At 59.4% G+C, this 22,032-nt stretch carries 20 protein-coding genes; 18 read left to right on the top strand and 2 right to left on the bottom strand.

The genetic code is table 11. From position 1 onward, the window contains the following. Positions 1-13: 13 nt before the first annotated feature. Positions 14-1,261: an MFS transporter gene (locus M2407_RS15180; RefSeq protein WP_259218535.1), complete on the bottom strand. Its 1,248-nt coding sequence runs from the start codon at positions 1,259-1,261 to the stop codon at positions 14-16. Positions 1,262-1,656: 395 nt separating this feature from the next. On the opposite strand from M2407_RS15180, the gene M2407_RS15185 reads away from it, so the two are divergent. The 14 genes from M2407_RS15185 (at position 1,657) to M2407_RS15250 (ending at position 14,683) form a co-directional block, all read left to right on the top strand. After that, complete coding sequence (locus M2407_RS15185) at positions 1,657-1,974, top strand: non-heme iron oxygenase ferredoxin subunit (RefSeq protein ID WP_020828548.1); 318 nt, start codon at positions 1,657-1,659, stop codon at positions 1,972-1,974. 2 nt (positions 1,975-1,976) lie between these two features. Beyond that, positions 1,977-2,285 carry a recombinase-like helix-turn-helix domain-containing protein gene (locus M2407_RS15190; RefSeq protein ID WP_044553351.1) on the top strand — a complete coding sequence of 103 codons (309 nt, stop codon included), beginning with the start codon at positions 1,977-1,979 and terminating at the stop codon, positions 2,283-2,285. A gap of 20 nt (positions 2,286-2,305) precedes the next feature. Then, the gene (locus tag M2407_RS15195; RefSeq protein WP_128865418.1) at positions 2,306-3,349 is read left to right on the top strand and encodes an aromatic ring-hydroxylating dioxygenase subunit alpha; all 1,044 of its coding nucleotides are present in this window, start codon (positions 2,306-2,308) and stop codon (positions 3,347-3,349) included. Then, the gene (locus M2407_RS15200; protein WP_217331559.1) at positions 3,346-4,101 is read left to right on the top strand and encodes an SDR family oxidoreductase; all 756 of its coding nucleotides are present in this window, start codon (positions 3,346-3,348) and stop codon (positions 4,099-4,101) included. Before M2407_RS15195 ends, M2407_RS15200 begins: the two co-directional genes overlap by 4 nt. 24 nt (positions 4,102-4,125) lie before the next feature. Further along, a complete protein-coding gene (locus tag M2407_RS15205) occupies positions 4,126-4,920 on the top strand; it encodes an IclR family transcriptional regulator (RefSeq protein ID WP_020828544.1) in 795 nt (264 codons plus the stop codon). Positions 4,921-5,089: 169 nt separating this feature from the next. After that, positions 5,090-6,031, top strand: coding sequence for a VOC family protein (locus M2407_RS15210; protein WP_115058058.1), 942 nt, complete (start codon positions 5,090-5,092; stop codon positions 6,029-6,031). Continuing rightward, entirely contained in the window at positions 6,028-7,239 is a 1,212-nt protein-coding gene (locus M2407_RS15215) for an NAD(P)/FAD-dependent oxidoreductase (protein ID WP_130016759.1), read from the top strand. The genes M2407_RS15210 and M2407_RS15215 overlap by 4 nt, the downstream gene beginning before the upstream one ends. A 24-nt stretch (positions 7,240-7,263) precedes the next feature. Further along, positions 7,264-8,526, top strand: coding sequence for an MFS transporter (locus M2407_RS15220; protein ID WP_046372673.1), 1,263 nt, complete (start codon positions 7,264-7,266; stop codon positions 8,524-8,526). Between the two features lie 33 nt (positions 8,527-8,559). Beyond that, the gene (locus tag M2407_RS15225) at positions 8,560-9,084 is read left to right on the top strand and encodes a cupin domain-containing protein (protein WP_020828540.1); all 525 of its coding nucleotides are present in this window, start codon (positions 8,560-8,562) and stop codon (positions 9,082-9,084) included. Continuing rightward, on the top strand, positions 9,084-9,902 hold the full coding sequence (locus M2407_RS15230) for an alpha/beta fold hydrolase (protein WP_122080164.1): 819 nt from the start codon (positions 9,084-9,086) through the stop codon (positions 9,900-9,902). The genes M2407_RS15225 and M2407_RS15230 overlap by 1 nt, the downstream gene beginning before the upstream one ends. Beyond that, positions 9,899-10,693: an SDR family oxidoreductase gene (locus M2407_RS15235; protein ID WP_020828538.1), complete on the top strand. Its 795-nt coding sequence runs from the start codon at positions 9,899-9,901 to the stop codon at positions 10,691-10,693. The genes M2407_RS15230 and M2407_RS15235 overlap by 4 nt, the downstream gene beginning before the upstream one ends. Positions 10,694-10,710: 17 nt before the next feature. Beyond that, the gene (locus tag M2407_RS15240; RefSeq protein ID WP_115058061.1) at positions 10,711-11,505 is read left to right on the top strand and encodes an aspartate dehydrogenase; all 795 of its coding nucleotides are present in this window, start codon (positions 10,711-10,713) and stop codon (positions 11,503-11,505) included. 15 nt (positions 11,506-11,520) lie between these two features. After that, positions 11,521-12,990 (top strand): aldehyde dehydrogenase, encoded by a 1,470-nt coding sequence (locus tag M2407_RS15245; RefSeq protein WP_259218537.1) that lies wholly within the window; start codon positions 11,521-11,523, stop codon positions 12,988-12,990. Between the two features lie 52 nt (positions 12,991-13,042). Continuing rightward, complete coding sequence (locus M2407_RS15250; protein WP_259218538.1) at positions 13,043-14,683, top strand: thiamine pyrophosphate-binding protein; 1,641 nt, start codon at positions 13,043-13,045, stop codon at positions 14,681-14,683. A 39-nt stretch (positions 14,684-14,722) separates the two neighbouring features. On the opposite strand, the gene M2407_RS15255 is transcribed toward M2407_RS15250, so the two are convergent. Further along, positions 14,723-15,475, bottom strand: coding sequence for a M48 family metallopeptidase (locus tag M2407_RS15255; protein WP_020828534.1), 753 nt, complete (start codon positions 15,473-15,475; stop codon positions 14,723-14,725). A 238-nt stretch (positions 15,476-15,713) separates the two neighbouring features. Between M2407_RS15255 and tkt the strand changes: the two genes are divergently transcribed. From tkt to M2407_RS15275, 4 genes are all read left to right on the top strand, one after another. Beyond that, entirely contained in the window at positions 15,714-17,708 is a 1,995-nt protein-coding gene (gene tkt / locus M2407_RS15260; protein WP_259218539.1) for a transketolase, read from the top strand. Between the two features lie 352 nt (positions 17,709-18,060). Next, a complete protein-coding gene (locus tag M2407_RS15265) occupies positions 18,061-19,116 on the top strand; it encodes an ABC transporter substrate-binding protein (RefSeq protein WP_369982361.1) in 1,056 nt (351 codons plus the stop codon). Between the two features lie 82 nt (positions 19,117-19,198). Further along, on the top strand, positions 19,199-20,968 hold the full coding sequence (locus M2407_RS15270) for an iron ABC transporter permease (protein ID WP_020828532.1): 1,770 nt from the start codon (positions 19,199-19,201) through the stop codon (positions 20,966-20,968). Next, positions 20,961-22,031 carry an ABC transporter ATP-binding protein gene (locus M2407_RS15275; protein ID WP_046372679.1) on the top strand — a complete coding sequence of 357 codons (1,071 nt, stop codon included), beginning with the start codon at positions 20,961-20,963 and terminating at the stop codon, positions 22,029-22,031. The genes M2407_RS15270 and M2407_RS15275 overlap by 8 nt, the downstream gene beginning before the upstream one ends. The last annotated feature ends 1 nt before the right edge of the window (position 22,032 follow it).

A 22,032-nucleotide genomic window follows, 5' to 3' on the forward strand; every position in this document is an offset into this window, starting at 1 on the left:
CGGCCCGACTGCTTTACGCCCGCCTGGCTTCTCGCGTCATCCGCATCCGGCCAAACAGCACACAGCCCGCCAACAGCGTCACTAGCTGCGACACCATCAGCACCGCAAATCCTGAAGACACCTTGCCCTGGCTAGCCATTACCATGCCCATAATCATCGGCACAAACGCCGAGAACATATTGCCGATGCCGTTAATCAGTCCGTAGGCGCTGCCGACCGCCTGCGGCTGCGCATAATGTTGCAACAGGGTTGGGATCGCCGCCCCCTGAGCCCCCCAGCAGGCATTGGCCGCCAGCAGGAAGAAAGCAATCCAGCCGAGCTGATGACTGTGCATCACGCCATAGATACACAACGCAGTTGCCGCACCGCCAAAGGCGAAAATCAACGGTGCCTGATAGGGGCGAATGCGGTCAAGCAGCACGCCGCCGAGATATTTGGAGGCGATGCTGACGATAAACGGCAGCGAAGCCATCCAGCCCATCTGTTTGATGGAGAATCCTTTCTCGTCGGTCAGGTAAGCCGGCAGCCAGGAACTGGAGCCCCACAGGTAGCTCAGGGTCGCGATCTCGATCAGCATGATCCAACCCAGCATCGGGGTATGCCAGGCCAGGGCGAAGGTGTGCCAGACACGGCTCAGAACCGGCTGAGGATCGACGGCGCTCGGCGGTAACGAGCGCGGATGGATAAACAACCGCACCAGCGCTAGCCCCAGCAGCAGGTTGATCAGCGCCAGCAGATAGAAAGAGACCGCCCAGCCGAAGTGCGCCATCAGGAAACTGACCAGCGGAAAGCCTATCACCAGGCCCAGGGAAACGCCCAATGTGCTGACGGCATTGGGTTTACCGCGCTCATCGGCGGCGAAGTGATCGCCGATGTACATGGTTTTCAATGAGAACAGCGGCCCTTCGCTGACGCCAAGCAGTGCGCGTACCGCAAACAGCAGCAATAACGACCCCGCCAGCGGTGAGGCGGCAGTCAGTAGCGCCCAGAGCACAATGCTGAGCGTCAGCGCGCGGCGATAGCCCATCAGGGTTTCCAGAAAGGGCGTCAGCAGCATGGCGGAAAGCCCGTAACCGAGCAAAAACACCGTCATCAGCATGCCCTGATGCGCACGGTTACCGTCGAGCTGAAAGTGTTGCAAGAAGTCGGGGTTTACCAGCATCACGGCAATATTGACCCGATCGGCATAGGCGATGACGATCAAAAACAGCAGGGCCACAACCCCGAACCAGCGTTGACGTTGTTGCACAATGCGCTCCATGTAAGCTCCTTTGGCGGGCGAATAACGAATTTAGACAGCAGTAAACTAACCCGCTGATTTCACAGTGATGAAAAGCAGGTTTGAGTCGTTTTTATGTAAATTTATTGTTATCAAAAAGGGTGTTTCAGACAGCGAGATAGCACTTTTACTCGCATTGCATCAGCCAGATCAACGTCTTTTTATCCATGAATTAGTGATAGAAAGCACAGATTTCATCAGTTTTTCATATCGGTGCATTTTTTCGTGATCCTTCCCGCATTTGTCATGTTTAAACAACTTTCCATTAACAATTGCCGCTTTGCTCTCTTGACGAAAGTTTCACCAGACTTATAGTGAGTGTATTAAATAAGAAACTGAGTTTCATATATGAAACAATCAGATAGAGGACAAAAGCAATGAGCTGGACGAAAGTGTGCGAAGTGTCTCAGGTGAAAGAAGATTTTCCTTTCTCCGCCAACGTGGAAGGGAAAGAGGTCGGGGTGTATCTGATCGACGGCAACTATTACGCGCTGGAAGACGTTTGCCCACATGCCTATGCCTTGCTCAGCCAGGGGTTTGTTGATGACGGCAAGGTCGAATGCCCGTTGCACGAAGCATTGTTCGACGTACGTACCGGCCAATGCCTGCGTGAGCCAGGCGGCCGCGATCTGCAAACCTATGCCACCCGGGTGATCGACAATCAAATCCAAATCACCTTTATTGCGGAGGAGTAATCATGCAGCACATCACCGATTTCAATCCCTGGCTGCCGGACACCCAACAGGTGATCCCGGCGCGCGAAGGCGGCAATGGCCAAATCCATCAGCCGGGCCAATTTCAGAACGTCATCTGGCAAACCCGCGCTCGCGTACCCGACGGTTTCGAGACCGCGTTGGTCACGGCGCTGGAAGAGATCTTCGATCAGGGTGCAGAAGAGCTGGAGCAGATCGTCAGCGCCCTGAATCAGCGTCGCCTGTTCGATCGCAATGGCCAGCCGTGGAATGAGACGGCGTTCCGCGAATTCCTTCACGTTAACGGTTTCTGAGCAGCATCCGGGAGAAGACAATGACAGCAAACACAACATCCTCCGCACAGACCTTACAGGACTATCTCGACCAGGGGCTGCGCGGCATGTGGTATCCGGTGCTGGCCAGTTGGGAAATCGGCAATAACCCGGTGGGCATTACGCGTCTGGAGCAACAGATTGTGGTGTGGCGCGACGGCGACGGCGCGATCCATGCGCTGGAAGATCGCTGCCCGCATCGCGGTGCGCGCCTTTCCATGGGCTGGAACCTGGGCGATCGCATCGCCTGCTGGTATCACGGCGTGGAAGTGGGCGGCGACGGTACGGTAAAAGACGTGCCGGCGGTCGATCGTTGTCCGCTGGTGGGGCAGAAATGCCTGCGCTCTTACCCAGCCAAAGAAGCCTACGGTGCGGTGTTCCTCTATTTCGGCGTGACGGCGGATGAAGAGCCGGCTGAATTGACCTTCCCGCCGGAACTGGCGGACGAAGCGGCCTACAGCAACTTCCTGTGCACCGCCAGTTGGGACTGCAACTACCAGTACGCGCTGGAAAACGTGATGGATCCGATGCACGGCACCTACCTGCATTCGTCCTCGCACTCGATGGCGGAAGGGGATCGCAAGGCGGACATGGCGCTGGAGCCGACCGAAAACGGTTTCATCTTTAAGAAGAATGGTCAGATCGGCGTTAACTTTGACTGGGTGGAGTTTGGCAGCAGCGGCGCCTACTGGATGCGTTTGTCGATCCCGTACAAAAAGCGCTTCGGGCCGGGTGGTCACTTCTGGATCATCGGCATGGTGGTGCCGGAAGATAAGGATCACTGCCGGGTGTTCTTCTGGCGTATCCGTAAGGTGAAAGACTGGCAGCGTGACATGTGGCGGTTTATGTATCGCAACCGCCTGGAATCGCTGCACTGGGACGTACTGGAGCAGGATCGTATCGTGCTGGAAAATATGGCCCCGAACGCGCGTGGCCGCGAGTATCTGTATCAGCATGATGTGGGGTTGTCTCGCTTGCGCCGCATGATGCAAAAAGAAGCGCAGAAGCAGCTGGCGAAGCTCAGTGAGCTGGAGGCGGCGCAGTGAACGGCTTGCTGACGGGAAAACGCATTGTGGTGACCGGCGCGGCGCGCGGGCTGGGGCGGAGTTTCGCCGCAGCCATCAGCGAGGCCGGTGCCAGAGTGGTGATGTGCGATATTCTGGCGGATGAACTGGCAGACAGCGCCGCGAACCTGCGCGAGCAGGGCGCACAGGTTGAAACGCAGGTGATCGATTTGGCCGAACCGGCGTCGATCAGCGCGGCATTCACCGCCATTGCCGAAGGCGGTGCGATCGACGGGTTGGTGAACAACGCGGCGCTGGCTACCGGCGTCGGTGGCAAAACCATGATGGAATACGATATCGATCTGTGGGATCGGGTGATGCAGGTCAACGTACGCGGTACCTGGCTGGTGAGTCAGGCAGCGGTACCCCTGTTGGCGCAAACCCCACATGCCAAGATCGTTAACGTGGCTTCGGATACCGCACTGTGGGGCGCACCGCGCCTGATGGCTTACGTGGCCAGCAAAGGAGCGATCATCTCCATGACCCGCTCAATGGCGCGTGAACTGGGTCCGCAGGGGATTTGCGTGAACGCAATCGCACCGGGACTGACGCGGGTAGAGGCCACCGAATACGTGCCCGCCGAGCGTCATCAACTGTACGAACAAGGGCGTGCATTGGCCGGGGCACAGCACCCTGACGACGTTAATGGCTCGGTGCTCTACCTGCTGTCGCCGTTGGCGAATTTCGTGACCGGCCAACTGTTGCCGGTTAACGGCGGCTTTGTTTTTAACTAATCAACCTTTAGCCAGGAGCAGCACATGGCGGACGATCAAGCGTGTAAATATCTGATCCCAGGACTGGATCGCGGGTTACAACTGTTGCTGGCGTTTGGCGAGCAGCATAAGGAAATGACTTTTGCCCAATTGCATCGCCTGGTCGACATGCCAAAGGCTACCGCCTATCGCGTGGTGCAAACTCTGGAGCATCTGGGTTTTCTGGAGCGCAACCCACGGACCAACACCTTTGCGCTGGGCATCAAAGTGCTGCGCCTCGGCTTTGAATATATCGCTTCTCTGGACGTTGCCCAGGCCGGTCAGCCGGTGATAGAGCAACTGCGCGATCGCAGCCAGTGCAGCAGTCATCTGGCGATCCGTGATGAGCGCGACGTGATCTACATCGCCCGCGTCAGCGCCGCCGGTTCGCAAATCAATCAGGTCAGCGTCGGTACCCGCCTGCCGGTGCACCAAACCTCACTGGGCCGCATGCTGCTGACCAGCGCTACCCGCGACGAATTCGACCAGCTCTATCCGCAGGAACAATTGCCGGGCAGCGGTCCGGGGACCCCGGCAGATCGTGAAGCGCTGTGGCAGATGGTGCAGCAGGATAAGGCGCGCGGTTATGTGATTGGCGAGTCGTTTTTCCGCCATGGCATCTCTTCGATCGTCTATCCAATCTTTAACCGCGAGCAGCGGGTCGAGGCCGTGGTCAGCATCATGGTGCCGTTCGATGAGATCCCAAAAGCAGATCGCGAACGGCTGCGCATGGAAGTGCGTGACGCCGCAGAGAAAATCTCCGGCTTTCTGGGCGCGCCGCCGCAGGCTAACGTCGGCTAACTGACAACCCCTTGTTTTCGTAGGGGGGCTGCAAGCTGCGTTCGCATTAATCGGGACGACTGTATTCGTCCCCTACCAATGAATCAGGCAGGGATAAGGCTCATGGCAAACAGGGGCCGGGGTTTGTCATGCCTGAAAACCGCATTCAGCGAGAACGTGAGGCACAACAATGAGCGTAATCGGAATCGAAAAACTGGAATTTGGCGTCGAAGATCTGCCAACCTGCGAAAAATTCATGCAGGACTTCGGCCTGCAGGCGGCACAACAGCACTGGGGCGAACGTCAACGTGAATTCACCACCCTGAGTGGGGCGCGCGTGGTGCTGCATCCGTTGCAGAGCGAGACCTTGCCGGCGGCGTTTGAGGGCGGTTCGACTCTGCGCCGCATGACCTGGGGCGTGGGCAGCCCGGCGGAATTGGCCGCTTTGCAGCCGCTGTTGGCGCAGATGCCGGGCTTCCGTCAGGTGGGGGAAGAGCTGGAATGTATCGATCCGAACGGTATGACGCTGCGCTTTAGCGTCAGCCAACAGCGCGAAGTCGATTTACCGGTATCGCCGATCAACCAATGGGGAGATGTGCGCCGCATCGATCAGCCCAGCCCGGTATATGCGCAGGCACAGCCGATCAATATTGGCCACGTGGTGTTCTTCGTCGAAGATCTGGCCGCCACCGAACGTTTCTACCGTGAGGTACTGGGCTTCCAGGTCTCGGATCGCTATATCGATCGGGCAGTGTTCCTGCGCACTCAGGCGCGCGGCGGGCATCACAACCTGTTCCTGCTGAAATTGCCGAATCGTCCACGTGGCCTGAATCACGTAGCTTTTACCGTGCGCGACATCCACGAGGTGATCGGCGGCGGTATCGCCATGAACAAAGAGAAGTGGAGCACCTTTATCGGCCCCGGTCGCCATCCGATTTCCTCAGCCTATTTCTGGTACGTCAACAGCCCGACCGGCGGCGCGTTTGAGTACTACACCAACGATGACTATCTGACTGAAAACTGGCAGCCGCGCGAGCTGGAACACTCGCTGGTGTCGTTTACAGAGTGGGCGGTGGAAGGGGGGATCGACCACGATACGCGCCGCCAGCAGAAAAAACCGGAGGCGCTATGAGCCAGCCAGAAGCGGCGGGGATCGTCATTATCGGCGGTGGCCAGGCTGGCGGTTGGGCGGCGAAAACGCTGCGCGATCGTGGCTATGCGGGCCGGCTGACGGTGATCAGCGACGAACCCTATGACTTTTATGAACGCCCGCCGCTTTCCAAGGCGGCGTTGCTGGACGGCGAAGCGCCGCTCAGCCGATTGTTCAGCGAACAGGTGGTCGCCGGGTTGAATCTCAACTGGTGCCGGCCGTTACGTGCCGAATCCATTGATGCAAAAAAACAAATCGTCAGCCTCAGCGACGGTCGGCAGCTGCAGTTTGATCAACTGCTGATTGCCACCGGTGGCCGACCGCGCCTGCCGGACGCCCGTTGGGCCAGTCACCCTCGGGTGATGACGCTGCGTTCCTGGGATGATGCGGCGAAGCTGCGTCAGGCGCTGCAAGGATGCCGTCGACTGGCGATCGTCGGTGGTGGCTGGATTGGGCTGGAGATTGCCGCTTCGGCGCGGCGCCTCGGTGCTGACGTGACGGTCTTTGAACGCCAGCCGGCGCTGTGCATGCGCAGTGTCGGCGCGGATGTCTCCCTGGCGCTGCTGGAATTGCATCAACAGCAAGGCGTGACCCTGCACTGCGGCTGCGGTGACATTCAGCTGGAAGATCGTGACGGTAGCGCCTGGATCGGCAGCGGCGTCAGCGATCCTCAGCCGTTTGACCTGGTGGTGGTGGGGATTGGCGTCGAGTTGAATCTGGAACTGGCGCGCAGTGCCGGGCTGAAGATTGACGTGGGGATCGTGGTTGACGGCCAGGGGCGCACCAGCCACCCGGCGATTTTCGCCGCCGGCGACGTGGCGCGTCACCCGACGCTGGGCCTGTGCCTGCAGTCCTGGGCCTATGCGCAGAATCAGGCGATCAGCACCGCTTGCGCGATGCTGGACGCCTTTGCCGCCCCTTACGATGACGTGGCCTGGCTGTGGTCGGATCAATACGATGCCAATATCCAGATCCTCGGCGTGCCGACCGGTGGCGTGCACCATGTGGTGCGGCGCACGCCGCAATCGCAGGTGTTCTTTACGTTAAATGCCGATCGTCAGTTGGTGCAAATGGTGGCGTTTAACGACGCTCGTACCATCAAGCTGGGCAAACGCTGGCTGGCCAGTGGGCGCGTGCTGGAACCGCAGCAGTTGGCGGATGCGGAGTTTTCTTTGATGGCGTTGAAATAACGCCCGTAACCTCGGGAGCGTTTCATGACTACGCAAGAGATTGACGCCCGCGCTGAACGGGTGGGGGATGCTGTTGCCGAAAATCCGCAGCAACGAGTGCGCTGGTCGGTGCCCATCGCGCTGTTTGCCTGCGTGCTGCTGGCGTTTTTCGACAAGATCAGCATCGCGGCGCTGTTTTCCGATACTGAATTTCAGCAGGCGCTGGGCATCAGTTTTGACCCGGCGCGGCTGGGGTTGCTGATGAGCGCGTTTTTGTTCTCCTACGGCATCTCTTCGATGTTGCTGAGCGGAATTGGCGACCGCTTGAACCCGGTCAAGGTGCTGATTGGCATGATGGTGGTGTGGGGCGTACTGATGGTGCTGATGGGCATGACGCGCTCTTATCACAGCATGATGACGCTGCGCATTTTGCTCGGCATTGCCGAAGGTCCGCTGCTGCCAATGGCCTACGCCATCATTCGCCAGGCCTTCCCGCAGCGCCTGCAGGCACGCGCCACCATGTTGTGGCTGCTGGGTACGCCATTGGGCGCCGCGCTCGGCTTCCCGGTCACGCTGTACATCCTTAACACCTTTGACTGGCAGACCACCTTCTTCTTTATGGCGTTCCTGACGCTGCCGGTGATGCTGCTGGTGCTGTTCGGCATGCGTCATCTCAACGTGTCACGCCCCGCGGCGGCTAGCGTTTCCAAACCGGCTATTGCCGAACGTAAACAACATCGCCATGAGCTGCTGCGCAATCCGCATTTTTGGATGATCTGCCTGTTTAACATCGCCTTCCTGACCTACCTGTGGGGCATGAACGGCTGGCTGCCGAGCTACCTGATCAAGGGCAAAGGTATTCATCTGGAGCACGCCGGTTATCTGTCATCGCTGCCGTTTATCGCCATGCTGCTGGGCGAAGTGGTCGGCGCCTGGCTGTCGGACAAACTGGATCGTCGCGCGCTGGCCTGTTTTGTCTCGCTGTGCGGCGCCGGGCTGGGGCTGGCCGTGGTGCTGCAGCTGCAGGGCACTTACAGCGTGATCGCCGCCATGGCTTTCAGCACCTTTATGTGGGGGGCCGGTGCGCCAAACATCTTTGCCCTGCTGGCGAAAGCCACCAGCAGCAAGGTCAGCGCCACCGCCGGCGGTATTTTTAACGGATTGGGCAATTTTGCCGGTGCGCTGGCACCGGTGCTGATGGGGGCGCTGATCGCCGCCACCGGCAACATGGATAACGGCTTGCTGTTCCTGGTGGTGATGGCCCTGATCGGCTGCATCATTCTGCTGCCGTTGCTGAAGAAGTATTGATTTAACCGTTTGATTCAACAGAGGAGTTACAACATGTCTCAGGTTGAGAAGCAAGCCGGCGTCAAGCCGCAGGATCAATCGATTGAGCATTGGGTGGAATCGCGTATCGCCCGCTTTGAAGGCCGTAAATATGACTGGAACGCGTTGAAGTTCCAGGCCGATTACGACCCGAAATACCGCCGTGCGCAGATGCGCTACATCGGTACCGGCGCCACCGGGGTAGCCAGCGACACCAATACCATTCCGGCAGGCAACTTCACCTTCTCCACCATGGTGCTGCCTTCGAAGTGCGAGGGCCCGCTGCACCTGCACGATGACGTGGAAGAGGTGTTCTTTATGCTGAAGGGCAGCATCACGCTGATGATCCAGGACGGTAGCGAATATTACGAAACCAAGCTGAAAGAGCGCGATCTGATCTCGGTGCCGGCCGGAGTCTACCGTGGGTTGTTCAACCACGGCGAAGAAGAGGCGTTGATGTGCGTGATGCTCGGCACCGCCAAACCGGAAACCCCGACCTACCCGGCTGATCACCCGTTATCCAAAGTGAAACGCAACTGATGAACGGCCTGGCGCAACGTCAGCAGGCGCGCTGCGGGGAGTTTACCCTGAGCTGGCGCGAGGCGGGTCACGGTCGCCCGGTGGTGTTGCTGCACGGCATCAGTTCCGGTTCGGCTTCGTGGATCAAGCAGTTCAATGACTCGGGGCTGGCCGACGGTCATCGCTTGCTGGCCTGGGACGCCCCAGGCTACGGCGGCAGCCTGCCGCTGACGATCAGCGAGCCGGATGCCGCCGCCTACGCCGCCGCGCTGGCGGCGCTGGTGGCGCACTTGCAGTTGGAGCAACCGCTGATCGTCGGCCACTCGCTCGGTGCCTTGATCGGTAGCGCCTATGCTGCCGGTTATCCCGACGGATTATGTGGGCTGGTGCTGGCGGATCCGGCGCAGGGCTACGCCAACGCACCGCTGGAGAAACGCCAACAGGTTTATAGCCAGAGAAAACAGATGATTGAGCAGCTTGGGCCGCAGGGCTACGGCGAGCAGCGGGCGGCGGCGTTACTGCGTGAAGCTGCGGATCCCCAAGATATTGCCTGGGTACGCAACGGCATGCAGCAGCTGGATCCCGAGGGGTTTCTCAATGCCGCCTGGATGCTGGCCAACGACGATATCGGCCGCTATCTGGCGCAGTACCGCGGCCCGTTGCAGGTGTGGTGCGGTGACTGCGATCGGATCACGCCACCGGAAGCGGCGGCGGTGCTGGCGCAACAGCAGGACGCGGCACTGCGCCTGATTGAGGGGGCCGGGCACGCCAGCTATCTCGATGCGCCGGGGCAATTTAACCGCTATCTGCAGGATTTTACGGGAGCAATTCAACCATGAATTTTCAGCTTGAGAAACGGGTCGCGGTGGTCACCGGCGGTTCGTCGGGCATCGGTTTCGAAACCCTGCGTCTGCTGCTGGCGGAAGGCGCGAAGGTGGCATTTTGCGGCCGCAATCCGGACAAACTGGCCGGTGCCGAAGCCAGCCTGCGCCATGAGTTTCCGCAGGCGGAGATCCTGGCACTGTGCTGCGACGTGCTGGATGAGTCGCAGGTAACGCAGTTTGCCGCCCAGGTGACTGCACGCTTCGGCGGCGTAGATTTGTTGATCAACAACGCTGGCCAGGGGTTCGTTGCGCATTTTGATCAAACGCCGCGCACCGCCTGGCTGCATGAGGCGGAGCTAAAGCTGTTCGGCGTGATTAACCCGGTGCAGGCATTTTTGCCGGCGTTGGAGCGTTCGGATATCGCTTCCATCACCTGTGTGAATTCGCTTTTGGCCTTGCAGCCGGAAGAACACATGATCGCCACCTCGGCAGCGCGTGCGGCACTGCTCAACATGACGCTGACGCTGTCGAAAGAGCTGGTGGACAAGGGGATTCGCGTCAACTCGATCCTGTTGGGCATGGTGGAGTCCGGCCAGTGGCGCCGCCGCTTCGACGAGCGCAGCGATAAAGATCAAAGCTGGGAGCAGTGGACGGCGGCGATTGCCGAACGACGCGGCATCCCGATGAAACGCCTGGGAAAACCGCAGGAGCCGGCACGGGCGCTGCTGTTCCTGGCTTCGCCTCTGGCGTCCTTTACCACCGGGGCCGCGCTGGACGTCTCCGGCGGCTTTAACCGCCATCTTTAACCGCAGAGGCTGAAAAGATGAAGAAGATCATGATGATTGGTTACGGCGCAATGGCCACAGAAGTGCTGTCCCGCCTGCCGGACGGGGTGAGCGTTGGCTGGATTGTCGCGCGTGCGGCTCATCATGCGGCGATTGCCAACGCCTTTGGTGGCCAGGTGCAGGCGTTAACCCACCCCGACCACTGTGCTGAAAAACCGGATCTGGTGCTGGAGTGCGCCAGCCAGCAGGCGGTGGCGGAGTTCGGTGAGGCGGTGGTCACGCGCGGTTGGCCTTTAGCGGTGATCTCTACCGGCGCATTAGCGGATGCCGCGTTGCAGCAGCGTTTGCAGCAAGCCTGTCGGCAGCATCGGGGCCAGGTGATCGTGCTGTCCGGTGCGGTGGCGGGCATGGACGGCTTGGCGTCGGCACGTGAGGGCGGTCTGGACAGCGTCACTTATCAGGCGTGTAAAAGTCCGGCCAGCTGGCGCGGCAGTATGGCAGAGCAATTGATTGATCTCGATGCGGTAAGCGAGGCGCAGGTGTTTTTCGAAGGCTCGGCACGGGAGGCGGCGCGGTTATTCCCGGCGAACGCCAATGTAGCGGCAACCATTGCGCTCAACGGCCTGGGAATGGACGCCACCCGGGTGCGGTTGCTGGTCGATCCCGCGACCCGACGCAATACCCACCGGCTGCAGGTGTGCGGCAATTTCGGTGAGTTTCACATTGAGCTGAGCGGCAACCCGCTGGCAAGCAATCCCAAGACATCAACCCTGGCGGCGCTGAGCGCGGTACAAGCCTGCCGCCGTCTGATCGACGGTGGTTTTATTGCCTGAACGGCAGGAGCGAGTATGGAAAGGTTAAAGATTTTTGTGGCTGGGCGTTGGTGTGAAGGGCGTGGCGATGAAATGGCCTCGCAGTTCCCGGCCGACGGCAGCGTGAATGCGCGGCTGCGTGCCGCCAGTATTGAAGACGTCAATGATGCGGTAGCCGCGGCTGAACGCGCCTGGCGGGCCCCCGAGTGGCGTGGGCTGGTGCCGCATCAGCGAGCCAACATTCTGTACCGCGTCAGCAACCTGATTATGGCGCAACTGGAAGAGCTGGCGCAGCTGCAGACCCGCGACAACGGCAAACCCCTGGCGGAAACCCGTGGGCTGGTGGCCAGCGCGGCGGCGACGGCTCGCTACTTTGCCGCTGCCTGCGAGGTGCTGGAGGGCGAACTGCCGACCCAGCGCAGCGCGGAGATCATGACGTTGAGCCAGTATCAGCCGCTGGGCGTGATCGCGGCCATTACGCCGTGGAACTCGCCGATCGCCAGTGAGATGCAAAAAGTGGCCCCCGCACTGGCGGCGGGCAATGCGGTGATCCTCAAACCGGCCGAAGCGACACCGCTGATGGCGCTAAAACTGGCGGAACTGTTTGAGCAGGCAGGCCTGCCCGCCGGACTGCTTAGCGTGCTGCCGGGCAAAGGCTCGGTGATTGGCGAGGCGCTGGCGCGTCACCCGTTAGTGAAAAAGATTTCTTTTACCGGGGGGACCAATACCGGTCGCCATTTGGCGCATATCGCCGCCGAGAAGCTGATCCCTACCTCGCTGGAACTGGGCGGCAAGTCGCCGACCATCGTGCTGGAGGACGCCGATTTGGAACAGGCGGCTCGCGGGATCTGCTACGGCATTTTCAGCTCCGCCGGCCAGGCCTGCATTGCCGGCTCGCGGCTGTTTGTGCACCGCTCGCTATACCAGCCGCTGCTGGCGCGCCTGAGCGAGCTGGCGGCCGGGCTGCGGGTCGGCAATCCGCTGACGCCGGGCGTGCACCTCGGCCCGCTGATTAACGACAAGCATCGCCAAAGCGTGGCGGATTATGTGGCGCTGGCGCAGCAAGAAGGCGGCCGGGTAGTGATAGGCGGCGAAGCGCCGGCCGATCCGCTGCTGGCCGGCGGCAGCTATTACCTGCCAACGATTATCGAAGGGTTGAGCAACCGTGCCCGCGCTTGCCAGGAAGAGATTTTTGGCCCGGTACTGGTGGCGCTGCCGTTCGATAACGAGCCACAGTTGATCGAGCAAGCCAACGATTCGGTGTACGGGTTGGCCGCCGGGATTTGGAGCCGGGATTTCCCGCGGGCGATGGCGCTGGCGGAGCAATTGGAAACCGGCACCGTGTGGATCAACACCTACAAAACATTCTCTATTTCTACGCCTTTCGGCGGTTTCAAAGAGAGCGGTCTGGGCCGCGAAAAGGGTCTGCACGGCATCAAGGCCTATATGCAGCAGAAAAGCCTTTACCTGGCGCTGAGCCATCAGGCGAACCGCTGGAGCGATTAGCTTTGAGCGACGGTGCGTAACCCCTACAACGAACACAATAAGAAGGCAGATGATGAGCGATAAAATAACGGTTGGTGAGGCGATAGCCCGGACTCTGGAACAGTACGAGGTGTCGGCGATGTACGGCATCATTTCGATTCATAATCTGCCGATTGCCGATGCGGTAGGGCAACGTGGCAACATCCGTTTCGTACCGGCGCGTGGCGAAGCGGGCGCGGTCACCATGGCCGATGCCCACGGCCGTTTCTCCGGTCTGGGCGTAGCCTTGACCAGTACGGGTGCGGGGGCCGGCAATGCGGTCGGTGCCATGATCGAAGCGCTGAATGCCAACACGCCGTTGCTGCACATTACCGGCCAGGTGGAGAAGGCCTATCTGGATGCCGACGCCGGGTTCATTCATGAGACCCGCGATCAGCTGGGTTTCCTGCGCGCCTGCTCCAAACGCGCATATCGGGTCAACTCAGCGGAACAGGCGGTGGCCGTGATCCAACGGGCTATCCTCGATGCGCAGACGGTGCCTTGTGGCCCGGTGGCGGTCGAGATCCCGATCGATATTCAAAGTAGCCTGGTTTCCAGTTCGGTGCTGAGCCAGCCCGTGGCGCCTGCGCCGCTGCCGGCGGCCAGTGGCGAGGCGGTTGAGCGCCTGTATCAGCGGGTGAAACAGGCCAAACGCCCATTGCTGTGGTTGGGTGGCGGTGCGCTGGCCTGCGCCGATGCGGTACGCAAATTGGCAGATGCCGGCGTGGTGGTGATCTCCAGCACCCATGGGCGCGGTATCCTGCCTGATAGTCATCCGCGCAGCCTGCGTGCGTTCCATAACTCACCGAGCATTGAGGCGATCCTGACGCAGTGTGATTTGACGCTGGTGGCCGGTTCACGCTTGCGCAGCAATGAGACGCGTACCTGGACGCTGCCGCTGCCGCGCCCGCTGGTTCAAATTGATATCGATCCGGCGGCGGCCAACCGCAACTATCTGGCCGACGAGCAAATCAACGGTGACTGCGGCGGCTTGCTTAACGCGCTGGCTGCTCGTTTGAACCCGGGTGAAAAAGTGAATGCCGAGTGGGATGCCGAGATAGCCACGGCGATACAGCAGGCGGAAAGTGCGCTGCGCCAGCAGTCGGGAGAGTATGCAAAATTGAACGACGCCATCGCCGCTGCGTTGCCGCAGGACGGTCTGTTGGTACGTGATATCACCGTTTCCGGCAGCGTGTGGGGCAGCCGTTTGTTCCGCGCCATTTCGCCGCTTTGCAACATTCACTCGCTGGCCGGGGCGATTGGCATGGGCCTGCCAATGGCGATTGGCACGGCGATCGCCAACCCACAGCGCAAGGTGGTGGGGCTGGTCGGGGACGGGGGGCTGGCGTTAGGCCTGGGCGAACTGGCAACCATGGCGCAGGAGCAGGCCAATATAACCCTGTTGATCATGAACGACGGCGGCTACGGCGTGATGCGGGGCATTCAGGACAAGTATTTTGCCGGCCGTCAGTATTATAACGAACTGCACACTCCCGCATTTACCCAGGTTGCCGAGGCGATGGGGCTGAAGGCGTGGAAAGTGGACAGCGAGGCGCAGTTCAACGGCGTGCTGGCGGAAGCGATTAATTATCCGGGGCCGTCGGTGGTGGAAGTGGATATGAACAGCATTGGGCCGCTAACCTTCGCCGGGCCACCGCAAAAGACGCTGTATTGATGAAATGAAAAACGCCCGGCATCTGCCGGGCGTTGTGTTTTACTTGCCTGCTGCGATGCGCTCGCGAATATGCTGTGCGCGCGCTTCGGAAGCGGGGTGATCGTCAAACATGCTGCTCTGACGGCCGGCCTCCATTTTAGCCAGTTTTTCAAAGCTGGTGACCAGGCCGTTCGGGTCGATGCCGCGTTGTTTCAGCAGATCGAACGAATAGTCATCGGCTTCGCTTTCCTGTTTTTGGGAGAACTGAGCGTTAACCAGCTTCTCGCCCATATCCGCCAACTGTGACTGCGACAGCGACCCTATGATGCCGCCGGTCGAGGCCGCTGCGGTACGCAATGCCACGGTGCCGTAAGCGACCTGCATTGCTTTGCGGGTATGGCCCAGCGCCACGTGGCCCATTTCGTGGCCCAGCACGCCTTCCACTTCATTGTCGGTCATCATGTCCATCAGCCCGCTGTAAACGCGGATACAGCCGTTGGCCATTGCCCAGGCATTCACGTCTTTTGTGACGTAGACCTTATAGTTGGCCGGCGTGCCGTTGATATTATCTCCCAGCGCCGCCGCGATTTTGTTCAGGCGTTTGGCATAGGTACTGTCGGCCGGCGCGATTTGTGCCTTGCTGTCCATCTCTGCGCAGGATTTATCACTCAGGATTTTTACGTCGTTATTGCTCAGCGTCGCGGCCTGGAACGCCTGCGCGCCAGACTGCATCAGGGTATCGGTGTTCAGGTTTTGACAGCCGCTTACCAAAGTGGCAATGCTTAATGCAATCAAAGAGGTACGGATCTTCATAAAGCCATTTTCCTGTGAGAGTAACAAGGGGGTCGTGTCATTTTAGTTTAGGGAAATCTTGCCGCTTGAGACTAGTGTACGCCGACAATCGGGAAAATAGTGTTATTCCGAAAAACCGACCAATTGTGCTAATAAGTTGTGAACTCGCTCTCATTTGGTATTAGGGATTGCCGTTTTAATGCGGAGTCTGAGAAAATAGAAAACTTGACTGATTTTTTAATCCGACCTGGAGTAAAACATGTCCTCTCGTAAAGAGCTTGCCAACGCCATCCGCGCACTCAGCATGGACGCCGTACAAAAAGCAAATTCCGGCCACCCGGGTGCACCTATGGGCATGGCGGACATCGCCGAAGTCCTGTGGCGTGACTACCTGAACCACAACCCGACCAACCCGCACTGGGCTGACCGTGACCGCTTCGTCCTCTCCAACGGCCATGGCTCCATGCTGATTTACAGCCTGTTGCACCTCACCGGCTACGACCTGCCGATGAGCGAGCTGGAAAACTTCCGCCAACTGCACTCCAAAACCCCGGGTCACCCGGAATACGGCTACACCCCTGGTGTGGAAACCACCACCGGCCCACTGGGCCAGGGCATCGCCAACGCCGTCGGCTTCGCCATTGCCGAACGCACCCTGGCTGCGCAGTTCAACCGCCCGGGCCATGACGTGGTCGACCACCACACCTACGCCTTTATGGGCGATGGCTGCATGATGGAAGGCATCTCTCACGAAGTCTGTTCCCTGGCCGGTACCCTCAAACTCGGCAAACTGACCGCGTTCTACGATGACAACGGCATCTCCATCGACGGTCACGTGGAAGGCTGGTTCACCGACAACACCGCCGAGCGCTTTGAAGCCTACGGCTGGCACGTGGTGCGTCACGTGGACGGCCACAACCCGGATGCCATCAAGGCCGCGATTGAAGAAGCCCGCAAGGTCACCGACAAGCCGTCCCTGCTGATGTGCAAAACCGTGATTGGCTTCGGCTCCCCGAACAAGGCCGGTACCCACGACGTGCACGGTGCTGCGCTGGGCGCCGCCGAAGTGGCCGCCACCCGCGAAGCCCTGGGCTGGAAATACGCCGCCTTCGAAATCCCGCAGGACATCTATGCCCAGTGGGACGCCAAAGAAGCCGGCAAGGCGAAAGAAGCGGCCTGGAACGACAAGTTCGCCGCCTACGCCAAGGCCTTCCCGGAACTGGCTGCCGAGTTCAAACGCCGCATGAACGGCGAACTGCCGGCCAACTGGAAAGCCGACGCCAAAGCCTTCGTCGAGCAGCTGCAGGCCAACCCGGCCAACATCGCCAGCCGCAAGGCCTCGCAGAACGCGCTGGAAGCCTTCGGCAAGGTGCTGCCTGAGTTCCTCGGCGGCTCCGCTGACCTGGCGCCAAGCAACCTGACCATGTGGTCCGGCTCGAAAGCGCTGAACGTTGATCCGGCGGGTAACTACATCCACTACGGCGTGCGCGAGTTCGGCATGACCGCCATCACCAACGGCATCGCGCTGCACGGCGGCTTCCTGCCGTACTCCGCGACCTTCCTGATGTTCGTGGAATATGCCCGTAACGCGGTGCGCATGGCGGCGCTGATGAAAATCCGCAACGTGTTCGTTTATACCCACGACTCCATCGGTCTGGGCGAAGACGGCCCGACACACCAGCCGGTTGAGCAGATTGCCAGTCTGCGCGTGACCCCGAACATGAGCACCTGGCGTCCGTGTGACCAGGTGGAATCGGCGATTGCCTGGCAGTACGGCATCGAGCGCAATGACGGCCCGACCACGCTGATTTTCTCGCGTCAGAACCTGACCCAGCAGCCGCGTACCGCGGAGCAGCTGGCCAACGTTTACCGCGGCGGCTACGTGCTGAAGGACTGTGCCGGTGCGCCGGACGTCATCCTGATTGCCACCGGTTCGGAAGTGGGCATCACCGTGGAAGCGGCAGACAAGCTGAGCGCGGCGGGCACCAAGGTGCGCGTGGTCTCGATGCCGTCTACCGACGCCTTCGACAAGCAGGACGCGGCTTACCGTGAATCCGTGCTGCCGGCGGCGGTCACTGCCCGCGTGGCGGTGGAAGCGGGTATCGCGGACTACTGGTACAAGTACGTGGGCCTGAACGGCGCTATCGTGGGCATGACCACCTTTGGTGAGTCGGCACCGGCAGAGCAGCTGTTCAAAGAGTTCGGCTTCACCGTGGATAACGTGGTGGCCAAGGCGCAGGCACTGCTGAAATAAGGCATCTCGCGTCGCATTACCCCAGGCCCGGCACCTTGCCGGGCTTAGTCTAATGACAAACAGCCGAAAAACGTGGTTTTCGGCTGTTTGGGGTAAATCTGAAGACATAATCCTTTGTTTTTATTCGTCCCAAGATCGGAATTTTTAACTGCAAAGGACTTTGTCATCAATCTGAGCCCGGCATCTTGCCGGGCTTTTTCTTGCCCAAAAATCGCCCAACCTCACAAAATACGAAGATAAAAAATCAACGGCGTTGCTTAAGAACACTTATTAACTATATGTTAATTTTTAGTTTATTAAATGTAACCAGGAGTTGATTATGTTAACAAGAATCGGCGCGTCGGTGGTGGCGATGGCGGTACTGGGTGCAGTGCCTGCTTACGCTGAGTTCCCTGCAGGCTATCCAGCCGACTATCAGAAAATTGTGGATGGCGCGAAGAAAGAGGGCAAGGTAGTGGTGTATTCCACCACGGATACCAAAGCCGCAGGACCGTTGATTCAGGGGTTCGAAGCGCTGTATCCGGGCGTTAAGGTCGAATACAACGACATGAACAGCACCGAGCTGTATAACCGCTATATCAGCGAACAGGCGGCGGGTGGCACCAGCGGTGACGTGGTGTGGAGTTCGTCGATGGATACCGCGCTGAAGTTGGCAACCGACTATGCGCAAGAATACGCCTCGCCTGAACAGGGCCAACTGCCCAAGTGGGCGGTCTGGAAAGAGAGAGCCTACGGCACCACCTATGAGCCGGTGGTCTTCATTTATAACAAACGGCTGATCCCGCAGGGGGATGTGCCGGACTCGCACGCTGCGCTGGCAAAGCTGATCGCCAGTCAAACCGACAAGTTTAAAAAGAAAGTCACGACCTATGACATTGAAAAATCAGGGTTGGGCTTCATGCTGTCGGTGCAGGACTTCAAGGCCGACCCGAACTATTTTGCTACGCTGGCTGACGTTGCCAAAGGCGGTCTGGCCGTGCAGTCGTCCACCGGTACCATGATGGAAAGGGTATCGTCCGGTGAAAACCTGATTGGTTTCAACATTCTGGGTTCCTACGCCGAAGCCCGCGCCAAAACTGACCCTTCTCTGGGCATCGCTTACCCGAAAGATTACACCCTGGTGCTGTCGCGCGTGTCCTTTATCAGCAAAGAGGCTGCCAACAGCAACGCGGCAAAACTTTGGCTTAACTACGTATTGTCGGAAAAGGGCCAGAGCATTCTCGCCAACCAGGCGGATATTCCCTCTATCCGTAATGACATTGAAGGCAAAAACGACATCGACGGCATGACCAAAATGCTTGGCAACGCGCTGAAGCCTATTCCGGTGGACGAGAGCCTGTTGGAGTACCTGCAGCCGGCCAAACGGTTGGACTACATCAAGCAATGGCGTACCGCCGCGGCAAAATAAATTAGGACAGGCTCCGGACGCGCGTCTGCCAGGGAGGCGCGCGCCCTTTGGTGGTCGATGTTTACAACCATTGGGATAGATTATGAATACATGGCGCAGAAAGTGGCAGAGCCTGCCGCGTGGCTTGGTGGTGGTGATAACCGCGCTGGTTATCTATGTGCCGCTGTCATTTATCGTGATTCAAAGTTTTCTCTCCGCACCTTTTTTTTCGCCCTCCAAGGTTTTTAGCCTTGAGGCGTTCGAGTTTATTTTTACCGATCCCGACTTTTACAAGGCGCTGAAAAGTGGCTTTATCCTGGCCTTTGGCTTAGTGGTGATCGCCATTCCGCTGGGAGGTATTCTGGCCTTTTTGATGGTCAGAACCGATTTGCCCGGTCGTCGGTTTATTGAACCGCTGATCCTGGTGCCGATCTTTGTCTCACCGATGGTGCTGGGCTTTGGCTACGTGGTGGCCGCCGGGCCGGTCGGCTTCTTCTCGCTATGGGCGGAATCGCTGCTGGGCTTTGTGCCCTGGAATATCTACTCGATGGCCAGCATTGTGGTCATTGCCGGATTAACCCACGTACCGCACGCTTATCTTTATATTTCCTCGGCCTTGCGCAGCGTCGGCTCCGACGTGGAGGAGGCCGCTCGTACGGCAGGGGCTTCGCCCTTGCAGGTCATGACGGCCGTCAGCTTGCCGATGGTGCGCCCTTCGATTCTGTATGCCGGCGTATTGCTGTTCTTTCTCGGGCTGGAGGTGTTCGGCCTGATGCTGGTGCTGGGCGATCCGGAAGGGAACCTGGTGCTGGCGACCTACCTGTATCAACTGACCAACAAGCTGGGCACGCCGTCTTACCACCTGATGGCGGCAGTGGCGGTGGTGCTGATTTGCATCACCATTCCGCTGGTGATGTTGCAGCGCCGTCTGATGCGTACCGCCAACCGTTTCGTCACCGTCAAGGGCAAGGCGTCGCAGGCGCGGGCGCTGCCGCTGGGCAAATGGCGCTGGGTCGCCGGTGCGGTGGTGGTGTTTTGGCTGACGGTGACCATAGGTGTGCCACTGGTTGGCGTGGTGCTGCGTGCCTTTATTTCCAACTGGGGCGTGGGTGTTTCTATCTGGGACGAGCTGTCGCTCAATACCTTCCGCACCATCTGGCAGCAACCCAACCTGTTGCGAGCCATCGTCAACTCGATGGCGATAGGGGTGATCGGCGGTGCTCTGGCGGTAGTCTGTTATCTGTTCATCGGCATTGCCATGCACCGCAAACCCGACGGTGCTACCCGTTTTCTCGATTACAGCGTGCTGGTACCGCGTGCGGTGCCGGGTTTGCTGGCGGGGCTGGCGTTCCTGTGGGTGTTCCTGTTCCTGCCGATGTGGCTGGACAAGTCGTTGAAAGAGGGCTGGTTATCGGCCCTGCCGGTCGCCGAATGGCTGCGGGAAAACCTGATTGTCTGGCTACGTTCTTTGCGCAGCACCATCTTCAGCGTTTGGCTGGCGTATACCGTGGTGTGGATGGCCTACGGCCTGAGGTTGATCTCCTCGACGCTGTTGCAGGTCGGCCCTGAACTGGAAGAGGCTGCGCGCAGTGCCGGTGCCTCCCGTGGGCAGATCACTCGTCACGTGACTATTCCGCTGTCGCGCTACGGCCTGATCGGCTCGTGGTTGCTGATGTTCCTGATTTTCGAACGAGAGTATTCCACCGGGGTTTACCTGTTGTCTCCAGGCACCGAAACCATAGGTTCGATGCTGGTTTCGCTGTGGGCGGCGGGTGCCATTGATATCGTGGCCGCGCTCTCCTTCATTAACATCCTGCTGGTGGTGCTGGGGCTGGGGATCGCCTTGCGCTTTGGAGTGAAATTACATGATTGAACTTTCGGTAGAGAACCTGCATTTGACCTACGGCGACAACCCGGTGCTGAAAGGCGTTTCGATGCAGCTCAAGCGCGGCGAGGTGGTTTCGCTGCTGGGGCCGTCGGGCAGCGGTAAAACGACGCTGTTGCGGGCGGTCGCCGGGCTGGAAAAGCCAACGCAGGGCAGCATTATCATTGGCAGCAATAAGGTGTACGACGGCACTGCGCGCAGCGAGATCCCGGCGGAGGAGCGCAACCTCGGGCTGGTATTCCAGTCCTATGCCCTGTGGCCGCATAAAACCGTGTTTGAGAACGTCGCCTATCCACTGAAATTACGCAAAGTTTCCACGGCGGAAATTACCCAGCGGGTGCAAGGGGTGCTGGATCAACTGGGACTGGGGCATCTGGGCAAACGCCATCCGCATCAGCTGTCCGGCGGCCAGCAGCAGCGCGTGGCGATTGGTCGGGCGTTGGTGTACAACCCGCCGGTGATCCTGCTGGATGAGCCGCTATCCAACCTGGATGCCAAGCTGCGCGAAGAGGCGCGGGTGTTCCTGCGTGAACTGATTATCAAGCTGGGGTTGTCGGCGCTGATGGTGACCCACGATCAGAACGAGGCGATGGCCATTTCCGATCGCATTTTGTTGCTCAACAACGGCAAGATCGAACAGCAGGGCACGCCGCAGGAAATGTACGGCTCCCCCTCGACCCTGTTTACCGCCGAGTTTATGGGCAGCAATAACCGCCTGTTCGGCAAAATCACCGAGATGAGCGAGGGCAAAGCGCGCATCGAAGGGAAAGATTGGGCGCTGTGGGGCATGGCAGGCGCAGGGGTAAAGGTTGGCGATGAAGCCACGGCGGTGATCCGGGTAGAACGCGTGCGCCTGGGTGAGGATCCCCAGGGCAACCAACTGGAGTTGCCACTGCTGACCAGCATGTACCTGGGCGATCGTTGGGAATACCTGTTCCGCACCGTTGCTGAAGATTTCGTGGTGCGGGCTTATGGCACCGAAGTGCGTGGACAGACGCTTTGCCGGCTGTCCTTGCCGGCAGAGCACCTGTGGATTTTCCCCAAGGCCTGAG

It is taken from the genome of Serratia sp. BIGb0234, from assembly GCF_024809915.1.
In the GTDB taxonomy this organism is placed as follows: domain Bacteria; phylum Pseudomonadota; class Gammaproteobacteria; order Enterobacterales; family Enterobacteriaceae; genus Serratia; species Serratia liquefaciens.